We start from the raw sequence: 13,603 nt of genomic DNA on the forward strand, positions 1-13,603 counted from the left end.
AGAGTTTCAATAAAGTTGTATACTAACAAATGTTCAAACCCGCATTCTTGTGTCTTTCTTATCTTTAAAATGACAATAAAGTCGTATACTTATTTTCATCAAATTAACTTATTTTGCAATAAACTGTTACAAAAAAGTTGTATACCAATACGAAAATTATGTACTTACATTATAGTTTAAATATGTTTCTTCACAGCTTTATTCTATAAGAATTTGTTATTATGGATAGTTACTAAATCCTCTATATATTTTAGTAATTTTTCTCGTTTCTCTATATTAATTCTAATATAGTTTTTAAGATTAGCTGCTTCAATAACCATATTTTTTGTTACAATCTCGTCTTTATATTTGGTATCCATAACAATTTTTATTCTTCTATGCCGAAAATCCTCAACCGTCTCTATATTCGAATTGATATACTTAGTAGTAAGTGGGTATTTTCCACTGAACAAACTATAACTTGCTTTGACATCAAGTAAATTTATTATCCCTGTCCTACTTTTCCTAACCAATCTCTTTAAATTTCCTTCATGTTCTGACCAACTATCTATTATTAATTTTGCTTTGCTTAGTAATTCTTTATCTCTCTCTAAGTAATCTATTTTTTCTCTATTACCAGTACTCCTCAAGTAAGGAGAATTGCGAATTAACCATTCTTTATCATATTGTAAAAGCCATCCGTATATTTTAGTATATGCTTTACCTAAGTCAGAGCGTGAATATTCTGGATTTTCTTTTCGGATTTTTAGAAATTCCTCTTTGTAGTACTCCGTTTTTAATTTTTGTTTGTTCATTAATCCTTCTTTGTTTTTTAATTGAACTGAAGAAAGATGCCCCCTATTCTTAATCCTTATTACTGTATCCCTAGATATATTTGCTAATTCCGCTATTTTGTTCAGTGTTAGATCTTGTTTAAGTAATTCATTAAAATTAAGTTCCCATACTCGGCCTCGCTTTACTATTCTTCTATGGAAATCCCTTATATCAAAAGGAGATTTTTCCCCTTCCTTAATTATGTACTCAAAACCGCAATTACACTTTATGATACCTTGAATTTTCCTATCTGAATTATTTACTCTAACATTCACATTTTTTATATTCTCTTTTAAATAATTCTTGCAAAACGGGTTCATACAAACCCAAGGTCCTTCACCAAAAGGTTTAAATGAGTTCTCCTTTTCAAAATAATTTTTGGCTGATCCACTTAATAATCTCATTAATAATAAGTGTCTTATCGGATGTAACGACCTATTTTCTTCAATATTTATTAAACTAGGAACCCAAGAAAACTTGTCACTTATCTTGAAAAATGAATCTAATAACTCTAGAAAATCTGTTGGATAATATTCAATTATTAACTTTTGTAAGTATTCTCTTCGCTTTTTAATGGGATATGCAAACCCTTTCTTACCTAATAAATCTACATATTTGCTAATATAATACTCTTCAGAAAACGATTTGTAATTCATTCTAATAATGTATTCAACGTCCTCTGCTAGATCGATCAAATATTTCATTAGTTCCTCACTATAGCTCCTAAGTGGTTCTCTAATATCTTCAATTGTTGGAATTAAATAATTTATAAAGCCCATCTCGGATATTTTTAACGAATACTCTAATAACGGAGTCTTATGCCTAGTACAAACAAAAATCCCTGGAATTTGATGAATCCTGTTCCAAAATCCTTCACCATTTGACTTAAGCTGTTCCTTTAAGCATTCTGCACAATAATATAAATATTTCTTGTTTTTTACATTGTATTTACTGTAACTAAATAAAAAAATATATAAATTTTTAAAATCACTTTTATAAATTTTCTCATTCCATTCTTCACTTTTAAAGGGTTTTACAAACGGTATCACTGTATGCTGGTTAATAAAATACTCTTTAGTAAATTCTTTCGAGAATATATTGATTTGGGATACTAAATGAGCGAGTCCCATTGGTAATTCTAAATTAATATTTACCTTCTTTCCAAATAGTTCTTTATTTGTATGTTTTCTACTCAAGTTACCTACATGAATGTGATAACGAGCTATTATACTGTAATATAGTTCATCTTCATATGGCGTTGGAAAATAACCTATCATATCCTTACTCCTCTTATTTATTACAATGTTTTTTCAGTAAAGCTTTTTTCATAAGTAAAAACGCTACCTAAAGTATATTTCAATTAGTAATGATGTCTGTCATCCCAAATCTGTTCCATAAGTTTGTCCATCCCATTTCCCTTAGTATTTTAAAAAGACTGCTAGCTTTCACTAACAGTCAATTAATTAAACTTTATAGAATTCTCCACATTAGACTTACCTATTTTACATTTGTATTAGGTATGTTGTTTTTCTTATCCCAAATAATATATATGGTGAATGCTATAGGTCCAGTTAAAAAAACACAAATCAACCATATTAAATAACATTGCTTACTAAACTTATTTTCCAGATATTCATGTGTAATATATGATAACATTAAGATAATTAATATATATACTCCCACTATAAATAACTGATTTAACAAAACATATCCCCCCAATTAGCAACATGTATTTGATTGATTGACAAGATTAATACTACATACGCCTGTTTCTGGTAATTCTAATTCAACACGTTTCGACGCTTCTTCATCTCCTGATAAATAAGCTGTTATTGAACGAACCTGTTCGTAGCCGGTTGCCATTAAAAATGTTGGTGCGCGTCCATAACTTTTAGCTCCGACTATATAGAAGTCCTTTTCAGGTTGGCGTAGTATTTCTTCACCATGCGCTCTGACTGTGCCACAACTATGCTCATTAGGATCAATTAGTGGCGCTAATGCTTGCACACTTTCTGTTGCTGTATCAATAGATAAACGCAGTTCATTGTTCATGGTAAAATCAGGTCGATTTCCTGCATTAACAATAAGTTCATCGAATCCTGTAAGTACTTTTTGTTCTCCATTAATAGTACCTACAATATGGATATTCTCTTCTTTTTTCACCTGTGAAATATAGAAAGGTGTTACTACCTCAATCTTTCCTGTATCTACTAATTCATGGATGCGAATACCGAGTGCGCCACGTGCTGCCAACGCATCTTTTTCCTCCCCGCCATAGGCTTCTTCTACAGATCTTTTACGCATAATCCACACAAGCTTTGTTGAAGGATTATCTTTTTGTAATTCAGCCAAAGCTAATAAGGTATTGATCGCTGAATGACCACCACCAATGACAGCAACCTTCTTATTTGCATATCTCTTAGGATTCGTATTTATATCTGGAATACCATACTCAATGTGATCTGCTAATACTTTCTCATTTTTCAGCCAAACACCTGTAGAATTTGCTGGGTTTGGGTTCCCCCATGTACCCGTTGCATCGATAACTGCTTTTGCCTCAATAATATCGATGTCATCCTCTTTTTCAACATATATATTAAAGAACTGATTTAATCGATTTTTTGATTTCATTTTATCATTTAATTGTCTTGAAATACCTACTACTTTTGAGTTCAATCGGATACTAGGTTTTATTTGTGTTAACTCTGCCAAAGGTTTTAAATAAAGATCAATTAACTCATGCCCTGTAGGTATTGTTTCTAAGTTAGGTTCTACCCAATCAGACCCCTCTAATAATGATTTAGCAGCTCTATTGATGTTATAACGCCATGGAGAAAATAATGTGACATGCCCCCAAGTACGAATATTGTGTGCTATTTCATTGCCAGCTTCAAGTAAAATAAATGACTGGTTTTGCTCTACTAAATGAGCAGCAGTAGCTAACCCGATAGGACCTGCACCAATTATGACAATCGGTAAATTCTTATTGGAATTATTAACAGTCTCTTGGACTTCAATGTCCTGAACAGGAGTACAACAAGATTGATTTTGATTGATTACTTTTAGTGTTTTCATATAAACTTCTCCTCTTTTTTCTTTATATAAGCATTCCCTTATATAAAATATATTTTTTACGTCTAGCAGTAAGCTAGACGTAATTTATTTAAGCTTTTGTGATAGTTATGAACACACTTCCATTTCACACATGATTTTATCAATTTCTTTTATAGCTTTTTCAAATTGCAACCATGTAGAAGTGCCGTAACGATCCATATCTCCTTTAAAGAAGAAATCAAAAGCAAACTCTTTAGCCTGTATCAATGTGTATTCTCTACTATTCATTATTAACTTTAAATAAGCGATAAAATAATCTTTAGTTAATTCGCTAGCATGGTTTACTGTCATTATTGCATCCTCCATTCAACGGATTGAATAATTGCTACGACAGACAGTATATTTAGGATCACTTGTTAGCAAGATGTCGGTGAGTATCCAACTAATACTAAACCTAGCTCACCATTCTCTTCTTCTGCATGGATCGTAACATCTGTTAATTGCGGTGCAATATCAGGATGAATTGCGACTTCGATACCTTCAATTGTTTGAATTGCATCTTCTTCTGCTGGTGCTTCTAAGCCTACACCTAAATTAACCCCACAGCAGCCTGCAATACCAAAGAAACGAAGCGTTTTAACCTCTGAATCAGCTAATACCTGTTCTAAATAATTTTTACCTTCTAGACTCATTTTCATTTGATTTTCTCTCCTTTTAATTCATGTAAGCCTTGTGTTCCAACCGGTGGCGTTTTTACCCATGGAATGGCCACAAATTGATTATTGCTGATGGATCTAACTTCTTTTAGCCATTTCGTTTCAGCTTGTTGTTTTTGAATTAATGTTGGACTTGTTGTATAGATAGATGAAAACGTTTGATTAACAACCCACCAATCAACAGATAATCCAGCACGGTGTAAATCTTCTTGTAAGCGCGAAGCTTCATAAACAGGTGTTGCTTCAGGAAGAGTTACAATGGCAACACTCGTATAAGAGGCATCACGCAACCTTGGTAACAGGTTAGAAACAGCTGGAGGAATATCCCCTTGTGAACGGCTTATTTCCCGATGATAAGCTTCTGTTGCGTCTAGTAAAAGCAACGTATGCCCTGTTGGTGCGGTATCAATAATAATGACTTCATCTTGATGATTTTCTACAACGTTAGCAAATGCTTTGAATACAGCTATTTCCTCTGTACAAGGAGAAGCCAAATCCTCTTTCACAAATGCTAAACCTTCCTCATTCATCGTTTCACTTGCCTTTGCAAGCACTTCTGCTTCATAGTTTGCCACTTCTGCTTTTGGATCAATACGACTGATCGTTAAATTATTAACGTTGTCATCTCCGAATGTCCAATCGAGGTGTGCGGCGGGATCTGTTGTAGTTAAATGTACATGAGTATCCTCTTCTGCTAATCGTAATGCAATATAAGAAGCCACAGTTGTTTTTCCAACCCCACCTTTCCCCATCGTAAAAATGAGTTTCGGTTTACGTTCTAAATAATCTGCAATCATTTCTTCTATCTCAGGAATCTTAGTTTCTTCATTTGATTCATCTGCATGTATAACTTCTTTGTCAGTCATCCATGCTTGCATACGCTCAATACTTGATAATGAGTACGGTACAAAAGGTAAGTAGAAATGCTCAAATTGATTTAGTTCTTCAGGAATTCTTGCTATTGCATCAGCTTGACGCGCAATGAAAGCCTCTTCGATATCATCAGTAGAATTGGCATTGCTCATATATCCATTAATTAGTAGAGTCTGATTTTGAATGCCTATTTCAAACAATTCGTGAGAAGCACGTGCAGCTTCCTTTAAAGGATTTTCTTCTGGGCGTGTCACTAACATTAACGTTGTTTGATTAGCATTCTTTAAACGTTCAACTGCCTCTTTATAGACTTCACGTTGTGGTTCTAGCCCTTTTAAAGGACCTAAACATGAAGTGCCAGTCGTGTTATCGTCTAGAAACGTAGACCATGCAGAAGGCAACTGTAATAATCGTAACGTATGCCCTGTAGGGGCTGTATCAAACACCACAGTGTCAAAATTCCCAATCACTGAAGTATCAGTCAATAGTGAAGCAAATTCATTAAAGGCAGCAATTTCTACTGTGCAAGCACCAGAAAGTTGTTCCTCCATATTTTGTAATACCACTTCAGGTAGTTTTCCACGGTACGGACCAACCATTTGCTCTTTGTAATGTTGTGCTGCCTGTTCAGGGTCCAAATTTATCGCAAATAAATTGTCTATGCCTTCAATTTTTGTTGGACTATTAGAAAGCGTTTGGCCAAAAATATCTTGTAAGTTGGATGCGGGGTCTGTACTAATTAAAAGTACCTTTTTCCCTTCCCTTGCAATGGCTATTGATAGGCTACAAGCAACCGATGTTTTCCCAACGCCCCCTTTCCCCGTGAAAAACAGGAATGGGGTGTCAGGGAAATGAATTCTTGTAAAGCGTTCCATCTTACGCATCTCCTTTTAGTGACAAGCGTACTTTTGGCTTTTGTAGTAATTCGTCTTCTGAAAGTCCTGACCACTGTGAAAATTGTTCATTTGTTGGATAGATTCCTTTGCAAAGTAATTCTCCATCCACAAACGTTGCAGGTAAGGCATCCATTCCTTCTGACACTAATAGTTGATTGATTGCTTCGTTTTCTACAAAAGCATTTGGCTCGTTTGTAAGATTAAATCTTTCAGCTTCTATGTTTGTTTTCTTTAAATTATTCATAATAAATGACATTCGCAATAATTCTGGGTCTATAGAAGGTCCACATAAGCCTGTAGAACAGCACATTGCTGGCTCATAGATATGAATTTTTTTCAATTTATTTCAGCTCCTCAGCTACAAATTGTTCAATGCGTTTACCAATTGCATCACGAACATTTTGGAATACAGCCCACTTCTCTTCATCAGTACCTGTCGCTTTCGCTGGATCTTCAAATCCCCAATGCTCACGACGAACGTGAGGAGGTGTCATTGGGCATTTATCAGCTGCATCCCCACATAAAGTGACAACTAATGTTGCATTGTTTAATGTCTCAAAATCAATTAAATCGGATGTATGATTTGAAATATCAACCCCTACCTCCGCCATCGCTTTAGTAGCATTCGGATTTACGCCATGTGCTTCAATACCAGCACTTTTAACTGTCCAATTGGTAGGTAGTAATTTCTTTGCCCATCCTTCAGCCATCTGACTTCGACATGAGTTTCCTGTACATAAGAAATAAAGTGTATTTGTCATAGTAATTGCTCCTTATAATTTAATGGTTTTAAAGTATTTTTTCTGCCAACGTAAGGCAACCCATACAAGTCCAATGAGGACTGGTACTTCCACTAGTGGTCCAATAACAGCGGCAAATGCCACGCCACTATGCAAGCCAAACACACCCACTGCAACAGCAATTGCTAACTCGAAGTTGTTGCTTGCAGCTGTAAAAGAAAGAGCTGCTGTGACAGGATAAGATGCACCTACTTTACGGGAAGAGAAGAATGACACAGCAAACATGATCACAAAGTAAATAAATAATGGAATAGCAATTCGCACTACATCAAGTGGCAGTTCTACTAATTGCTCACCCTTTAAAGCAAACATCAACACAATCGTGAACAGCAGTGCAATTAAAGTAAGTGGTGAAATTTTCGGTAAGAACTTTTCTTCATACCACTGTTTTCCTTTTGCTTTAATTCCTATCCATCGTGTGAGGAATCCTGCTGCAAATGGTATCCCTAAGTAAATTAGAACGCTCTTTGTAATCTCCCACATAGAAATGGATACATTGAAATTCTCTAAACCAAACCAACCAGGTAATACATTTAAGAAAAAGTAAGCAAAAATTGAATACGTCACAATTTGAAAAATGGAGTTAAAGGCAACTAAACCAGCTACATATTCACGATCTCCACGCGCTAAATCATTCCACACAATCACCATGGCAATACATCGAGCTAAGCCAATCATAATGAGTCCAGCCATATATTCTGGGTAATCTTGTAAGAAGATAATCGCTAAAAAGAACATGAGGAACGGGCCGAGTAACCAGTTTTGTAAAAGTGATAGTAATAGCACTTTCCAATCCTTAAACACTCGCCACATTTCTTCATACTTTACTTTCGCTAATGGTGGATACATCATGACAATTAACCCTATAGCAATCGGTATGGACGTTGTTCCAATAGACATGGACTCTAACGCTTCCCCAACATTAGGCATGGTGATACTTAATACAACACCTATTCCCATCGCAACGAATATCCAAAGGGTAAGGTAACGATCTAGAAAAGAAAGCTGTTTTGTTAAAGATTCATTACTCATTTATATTTCCCCCTACATGGCAGCAATCGGTTTCACAATTGCACCCCTTTAAAGGCTGAATTTGTTCTAAAATGCCCTTCATCAGTGGCGTTTGATTCTCTACTAAACGGTAATGTTTCCAAGTCCCTACTTTCCGTTCCGTAATAATGCCTGCCTCCTTTAATTTTCGTAGATGTTGACTAACGGCTGGTTGTGATATTCCTAGCACATCCACAAAATCACATACACATACCTCCCCGTTTTTCATGCATGCAAGTAATTTAATGCGATTCAAATCCGCTGCTGCTTTTAGTTGTTTTTCAATTAGTGTGTTTTCCATTTATCTGCACTCCTTATATAACTGTTTTCTTATATATTATTTTAAATAAAATCACCTCGTAAGAAGGTGACATAATCAGTATATAACTATATTCTTATATTATGATTTAATGTTTTGAATTGCAACAGATATTTACCCATTTTAAAAAAATTTTTATACTTTGTAAAAAGCGTACGTTCAGTTACCTAAACGTACGCTTTAAAAGATAATGATAAAGATTAATTTATCTCCATTAATTTTTCTTTAGTAACGAGTTATGGAGAAGGTGTACAACACAAATTTGATTTAGCCATAGCTTTATTTAAGAGTTCAATTGAACGTAAAACAGTTTCTTTTTCGAAGTCATTCAAATGTGAAAAAACTTCATTTAAATAATTGTTTATCATTTCATCAATTGTAGTAGCGAGAAATGTACCCTCCACAGTTAATGACAAAATGTACACTCTTTTATCTGATGTTAGAGGAGTTTTTTTGACAAGATTCATCTTAATAAGAGTTTGAATCTGTCTACTAAATGTAGTAATATCCATACCTATTGCCTCTGCTATTTGTTGCATAGAAGGATTATTTTGTTTGTCGATCTCATATAGAATATGGCTCTGTATTGGTGTGATGTCAATTGATCCTACAGTACAACATGTTTTATTTAGTAGAGCAAACTTTTGAGTTAAAACTTGAAAAAGTTCACGTTTATTTTCCATTTAATCATCTCCTATAAAGACATATATATTATTTATTTGCAAAATACAACTAAAATATATTTAACTTTTTTTGAAGATGTTTTTCCTACTTCAAAAGTTTCTACTTTTCATGTGGTGAAGTAACTTTTTCACAACATACTCGGCATCTTCTCCCACACCTCTTAAAGTTGCAGATGCAAATGATCGTTGTCCTTCTAGTCCCACAAAATATAATCCAGGGATACTGCTAATACCTGCCTTTTGTAAAGGCATTCCTTCCCCATCTAATGCACCAAGTAATTTCATATAGGGTAAATGTGGTCTGTATCCTGTGGCATAGATAATGGTATCTACAGGCTCCCTTTCTCCGTCCGGCCAAATAACTCCATCTTCATAAAAAGAAGTAAACATTAAACGTTGTTCCGGACTCCCCTTACTAATTCGATCTTTATATCCTCCTATATCATTCACAGCATTTGATCTGGGTGCCGTTTTTCCAAAGCGCCAGAAAGGAAAGGTATCAAAACCAAATACCTTCAACCAATAGTGTATGTCCCGTCCAAGTAGACGTTGTTTTACAAATTTTATTGGCTGTCGTACTGAAAGAGTAGTTTGGCTAACCTTAGACAATTCAACAGCAATTTGCACAGCCGAATTACCTCCTCCGATTACGATTACCCTTTGGTTGTGATATGGCTGTGGATTTCGATATTCTGAAGAGTGAAGTGTTTTCCCTTGAAAGACTTCTCTTCCTTGAATGTTAGGAATAAAAGGATTATTAAATGAGCCTGTAGCATTTATGATTGTTCTAACTTGAAATTTATCGCCTGTGACAGTTCGAACAATAAAACCTATGTTATTTTTCTCAATCATATCTACTCTCTGATTAATTAAAACAGGTAATTGGAACTTTTTTTTATAATCTTGTAAGTATCGAATAACTTCATCCCTTTTCGGATAGAGATTCTGGTTTCCAGGAAACTTCATGCCGGGCATAGAGGAAAACCCTGCTGGAGAAAACAATTTAAGACTGTCATAATAATTTGGCCAAGAACCCCCGATCTGATTACTTTCTTCTAATATTAAAAATCGTAGACCTTTTTTCAGTAAATGATAGCCTGCTGCAAGTCCAGCCTGCCCTCCCCCAATAACGATTGTATCAAGAATCCCTTTCATTTTTTATCCCCCTTCATTATTTGCATTTTGCAAATATAAATTCATTAAAAATAATAGCTGTAATTAATAAAACTAAGTAAAACACAAAAATATTCTATCCTTAATAAATATATATAGCAATTTTATTTGCAATTTGCAACTATTATTCAAACTAATAATTATTATATTCAATAGCTAACCTCTAATTTAATGATCTACATTTCTTTTTCCATACATATCCAAAAAAATTAACTTTTTTCAAGCTTAGGCTTTTGCATATACTTTTCTGGTCAAAAATAATAAATTGCATTAAATAAATAAAACATTCAAATAACTGTTTGACTATTTGAATGTTTAAGTTTATTATAAAAACAATCAAATAATCGTTTGAACGTTTGAATGATAACTGGAGGAAAATATATGAAAGAAATATGTGAAATCACCTGTATTCATGAGGATAAAGTAAACTATGTTCAAGACAAGTTAAAAGAAAAAAAATCAATGGATGTTGCTAAAGTTTTTAAAGCACTTTCGGATGATACACGTGTAAAAATTGCCTATGCGCTAACACTAGAAGATGAATTATGTGTTTGCGATATCGCTAATATTATTGGGTCAACAACAGCAACTGCGTCGCACCATTTGCGTTTACTACGAAATTTAGGATTAGCTGAATATCGTAAAGAAGGGAAATTGGTTTATTACGCTATTCATGACCCATATTTTAAGAATTTAATCAGTGTTGCATTTGAAGAACATAAAGAAGGTGAAATTAATGACTGAGGAAAAACAGGTATTCCGCGTGAACGGTTTCTCTTGTGCCAACTGTGCAAGTAAATTTGAACGTAATGTAAAAGAAATACCTGGTGTTCAAGATGCAAAGGTGAACTTTGGGGCATCTAAAATATCAGTTACAGGCGATGCGACCGTGGAGGAGTTAGAAAAGGCTGGAGCTTTCGAAAACTTAAAAGTAACGCCAGAAAAACAAAAACGTGTTACTCCACCCCAAACAGATACTACCTATAGAATTGAAGGCTTCTCGTGTGCAAACTGTGCAGGTAAATTTGAACGTAATGTAAAAGAGCTTCCAGGGGTTCAAGATGCAAAAGTAAACTTCGGTGCTTCTAAAATTTCCGTAACTGGCGAAACAACTATTGCGGAACTTGAAAAAGCTGGAGCTTTTGAAAATTTAAAAGTATCAATGGATACACCTTCATACAGATCTAAAGCTCCATCTTCTGACAATAGTGAGGGGCAAGTTGAAAAGAAAGTACCATTTTACAAAAAACATAGCACACTTTTATACGCAAGCTTATTTATCGTATTCGGTTATCTATCTCAATACGTAAACGGTGAAGAAAATCTTATTACCTCCCTATTATTTATAGCTTCAATTGTAATCGGTGGTTTCAATCTATTCAAAGTTGGTTTCAAAAATTTAACTCGCTTTGATTTTGACATGAAAACATTAATGACGGTAGCTGTCATTGGTGCTGCATTTATAGGAGAATGGGCAGAAGCATCCATAGTTGTTATCCTATTCGCTATTAGTGAAGCTTTAGAGCGTTATTCAATGGATAAAGCACGTCAATCAATTCGCTCATTAATGGATATTGCACCAAAAGAAGCTTTAATTCGTCGAAATGGTCAAGAAATCATGGTACACGTAGATGATATAGAGATTGGCGATATTATGATTGTTATACCTGGGCAAAAAATTGCAATGGATGGCATCGTGGTTAGCGGTCTTTCTGCAGTCAACCAAGCAGCTATTACAGGGGAATCAGTACCAGTTTCAAAAACAGTAGATGATGAGGTATTCGCTGGAACACTAAATGAAGAGGGTTTATTAGAAGTTAAAATTACAAAATACGTTGAAGATACAACGATTTCAAAAATTATACATCTAGTTGAAGAAGCTCAAGGTGAACGCGCTCCTTCACAAGCATTTGTTGATAAATTTGCGAAATATTATACACCAATTATCATGGTCATTGCAGGGCTTGTAGTAATTGTTCCCCCACTGTTCTTCGATGGTAGTTGGGAAACTTGGGTTTATCAAGGTTTATCAGTACTTGTAGTTGGATGTCCATGTGCGCTTGTTATTTCAACACCAATTTCAATTGTTTCAGCTATAGGTAATGCTGCTAAAAAAGGGGTTTTAATTAAAGGTGGCATTTATTTAGAGGAAATGGGTTCGCTTAAGGCAATTGCTTTTGATAAAACAGGTACGCTTACAAAAGGTGTTCCAGTGGTTACAAACTTTGATGTAATGAATACCCAAAAAGATTCAAAAAAGATTCTAGCCATAATTACGGCTTTAGAATATCGATCTCAGCACCCTTTAGCTTCTGCGATTATTAAAAGAGCCGAAGAAGAAAATGTTTCATTCAAAAATATCAACGTTGATGCTTTCGCAGCCATTACTGGCAAAGGAATAAAAGGTGAAGTAGATGGTACTTTGTATTACATCGGTAGCCCAAAATTGTTCCAAGAGTTAAATGTACCTATTCCAGAGAATTTAGAAGGAAACATCCTTAAGTTACAAAATGAAGGCAAAACTGCCATGATATTAGGAACTGAAAAAGAGATTCAAGCAATCATTGCCGTAGCTGATGAGGTACGTGAATCTAGCCAAGAAATTATTGAGAAATTGCATAACATGGGTGTTAAGAAAACAATCATGTTAACTGGTGATAATAAAGGGACTGCGAATGCAATTGGTCATCATGTAGGGGTTTCTGAAATTCAAGCTGAATTAATGCCTGAAGACAAACTTTCCTATATAAAACAACTTCGAAAAGACTATGGCAATGTTGCGATGGTCGGTGATGGTGTCAACGATGCTCCTGCTTTAGCAGCTTCTACAGTCGGTATCGCCATGGGTGGTGCTGGTACAGACACTGCATTAGAGACTGCAGATGTTGCTTTAATGGCAGATGATCTACGGAAATTACCGTTTACAATAAAGCTAAGTCGTAAGGCCTTAAATATTATCAAGGCAAATATAGCATTTGCCATTTTAATTAAACTAGCTGCATTACTATTAGTTATTCCAGGTTGGCTAACACTTTGGATTGCCATTGTCTCAGATATGGGAGCAACATTGTTAGTAGCATTAAACAGCTTACGTTTAATGCGTGTTAAAGAATGAATTAACGCACTTTATTCAATAGATGGGCTTTTTATATGAAAGTCCATCTTTTTATTTCTAGTACTTTACTTTCTTAAAATAGCACTTAATTCATTATAGAAAGAAGAGATA

13 protein-coding genes are annotated in these 13,603 nt (G+C 34.6%); 2 read left to right on the top strand and 11 right to left on the bottom strand.

Going from position 1 to position 13,603, the window contains the following annotated elements; all coding sequences use genetic code 11:
• Positions 1-203 precede the first annotated feature (203 nt).
• The 11 genes from AC6BKE_RS00005 to AC6BKE_RS00055 all read right to left on the bottom strand — a co-directional run bounded on the left by AC6BKE_RS00005 (position 204) and on the right by AC6BKE_RS00055 (position 10,359).
• Positions 204-2,090, bottom strand: coding sequence for a TnsD family Tn7-like transposition protein (locus tag AC6BKE_RS00005; protein WP_009370511.1), 1,887 nt, complete (start codon positions 2,088-2,090; stop codon positions 204-206).
• Between the two features lie 442 nt (positions 2,091-2,532).
• Positions 2,533-3,888: an FAD-dependent oxidoreductase gene (locus AC6BKE_RS00010; RefSeq protein ID WP_009370513.1), complete on the bottom strand. Its 1,356-nt coding sequence runs from the start codon at positions 3,886-3,888 to the stop codon at positions 2,533-2,535.
• A gap of 105 nt (positions 3,889-3,993) precedes the next feature.
• Positions 3,994-4,218, bottom strand: coding sequence for a hypothetical protein (locus AC6BKE_RS00015; RefSeq protein WP_009370514.1), 225 nt, complete (start codon positions 4,216-4,218; stop codon positions 3,994-3,996).
• 65 nt (positions 4,219-4,283) lie between these two features.
• The gene (locus AC6BKE_RS00020; RefSeq protein WP_009370515.1) at positions 4,284-4,565 is read right to left on the bottom strand and encodes a HesB-like domain-containing protein; all 282 of its coding nucleotides are present in this window, start codon (positions 4,563-4,565) and stop codon (positions 4,284-4,286) included.
• Positions 4,562-6,331 (bottom strand): arsenical pump-driving ATPase, encoded by a 1,770-nt coding sequence (arsA, locus tag AC6BKE_RS00025; protein WP_009370516.1) that lies wholly within the window; start codon positions 6,329-6,331, stop codon positions 4,562-4,564. The genes AC6BKE_RS00020 and arsA overlap by 4 nt, the downstream gene beginning before the upstream one ends.
• A 1-nt stretch (position 6,332) precedes the next feature.
• Complete coding sequence (gene arsD / locus AC6BKE_RS00030; RefSeq protein ID WP_009370518.1) at positions 6,333-6,692, bottom strand: arsenite efflux transporter metallochaperone ArsD; 360 nt, start codon at positions 6,690-6,692, stop codon at positions 6,333-6,335.
• Position 6,693: 1 nt separating this feature from the next.
• Positions 6,694-7,113: an arsenate reductase (thioredoxin) gene (gene arsC / locus AC6BKE_RS00035; protein WP_016993624.1), complete on the bottom strand. Its 420-nt coding sequence runs from the start codon at positions 7,111-7,113 to the stop codon at positions 6,694-6,696.
• Between the two features lie 12 nt (positions 7,114-7,125).
• Positions 7,126-8,184, bottom strand: coding sequence for an ACR3 family arsenite efflux transporter (arsB, locus tag AC6BKE_RS00040; protein ID WP_016993623.1), 1,059 nt, complete (start codon positions 8,182-8,184; stop codon positions 7,126-7,128).
• Positions 8,177-8,503 carry an ArsR/SmtB family transcription factor gene (locus AC6BKE_RS00045; RefSeq protein WP_036079775.1) on the bottom strand — a complete coding sequence of 109 codons (327 nt, stop codon included), beginning with the start codon at positions 8,501-8,503 and terminating at the stop codon, positions 8,177-8,179. The genes arsB and AC6BKE_RS00045 overlap by 8 nt, the downstream gene beginning before the upstream one ends.
• 254 nt (positions 8,504-8,757) lie before the next feature.
• Positions 8,758-9,204, bottom strand: a complete 447-nt coding sequence (locus AC6BKE_RS00050) for a MarR family winged helix-turn-helix transcriptional regulator (RefSeq protein ID WP_009374034.1) — start codon at positions 9,202-9,204, stop codon at positions 8,758-8,760.
• Positions 9,205-9,294: 90 nt separating this feature from the next.
• Positions 9,295-10,359: a flavin-containing monooxygenase gene (locus AC6BKE_RS00055; protein ID WP_009374035.1), complete on the bottom strand. Its 1,065-nt coding sequence runs from the start codon at positions 10,357-10,359 to the stop codon at positions 9,295-9,297.
• A 399-nt stretch (positions 10,360-10,758) separates the two neighbouring features.
• On the opposite strand from AC6BKE_RS00055, the gene AC6BKE_RS00060 reads away from it, so the two are divergent.
• On the top strand, positions 10,759-11,121 hold the full coding sequence (locus AC6BKE_RS00060; protein WP_009374036.1) for an ArsR/SmtB family transcription factor: 363 nt from the start codon (positions 10,759-10,761) through the stop codon (positions 11,119-11,121).
• Positions 11,114-13,492: a heavy metal translocating P-type ATPase gene (locus tag AC6BKE_RS00065; RefSeq protein ID WP_009374038.1), complete on the top strand. Its 2,379-nt coding sequence runs from the start codon at positions 11,114-11,116 to the stop codon at positions 13,490-13,492. Before AC6BKE_RS00060 ends, AC6BKE_RS00065 begins: the two co-directional genes overlap by 8 nt.
• Positions 13,493-13,603: the final 111 nt, after the last annotated feature.

The organism is Lysinibacillus sp. COL-1, from assembly GCF_059814265.1.

Bases quoted from the DNA above. Each gene is read 5' to 3' on its own strand.
- arsC (WP_016993624.1), bottom strand. From the start codon at position 7,113: ATGACAAATACACTTTATTTCTTATGTACAGGAAACTCATGTCGAAGT.
- AC6BKE_RS00020 (WP_009370515.1), bottom strand. From the start codon at position 4,565: ATGAAAATGAGTCTAGAAGGTAAAAATTATTTAGAACAGGTATTAGCT.
- AC6BKE_RS00005 (WP_009370511.1), bottom strand. From the start codon at position 2,090: ATGATAGGTTATTTTCCAACGCCATATGAAGATGAACTATATTACAGT.
- AC6BKE_RS00060 (WP_009374036.1), top strand. From the start codon at position 10,759: ATGAAAGAAATATGTGAAATCACCTGTATTCATGAGGATAAAGTAAAC.
- AC6BKE_RS00050 (WP_009374034.1), bottom strand. From the start codon at position 9,204: ATGGAAAATAAACGTGAACTTTTTCAAGTTTTAACTCAAAAGTTTGCT.
- AC6BKE_RS00010 (WP_009370513.1), bottom strand. From the start codon at position 3,888: ATGAAAACACTAAAAGTAATCAATCAAAATCAATCTTGTTGTACTCCT.
- AC6BKE_RS00015 (WP_009370514.1), bottom strand. From the start codon at position 4,218: ATGACAGTAAACCATGCTAGCGAATTAACTAAAGATTATTTTATCGCT.
- AC6BKE_RS00045 (WP_036079775.1), bottom strand. From the start codon at position 8,503: ATGGAAAACACACTAATTGAAAAACAACTAAAAGCAGCAGCGGATTTG.
- AC6BKE_RS00065 (WP_009374038.1), top strand. From the start codon at position 11,114: ATGACTGAGGAAAAACAGGTATTCCGCGTGAACGGTTTCTCTTGTGCC.
- arsA (WP_009370516.1), bottom strand. From the start codon at position 6,331: ATGGAACGCTTTACAAGAATTCATTTCCCTGACACCCCATTCCTGTTT.
- AC6BKE_RS00055 (WP_009374035.1), bottom strand. From the start codon at position 10,359: ATGAAAGGGATTCTTGATACAATCGTTATTGGGGGAGGGCAGGCTGGA.
- arsB (WP_016993623.1), bottom strand. From the start codon at position 8,184: ATGAGTAATGAATCTTTAACAAAACAGCTTTCTTTTCTAGATCGTTAC.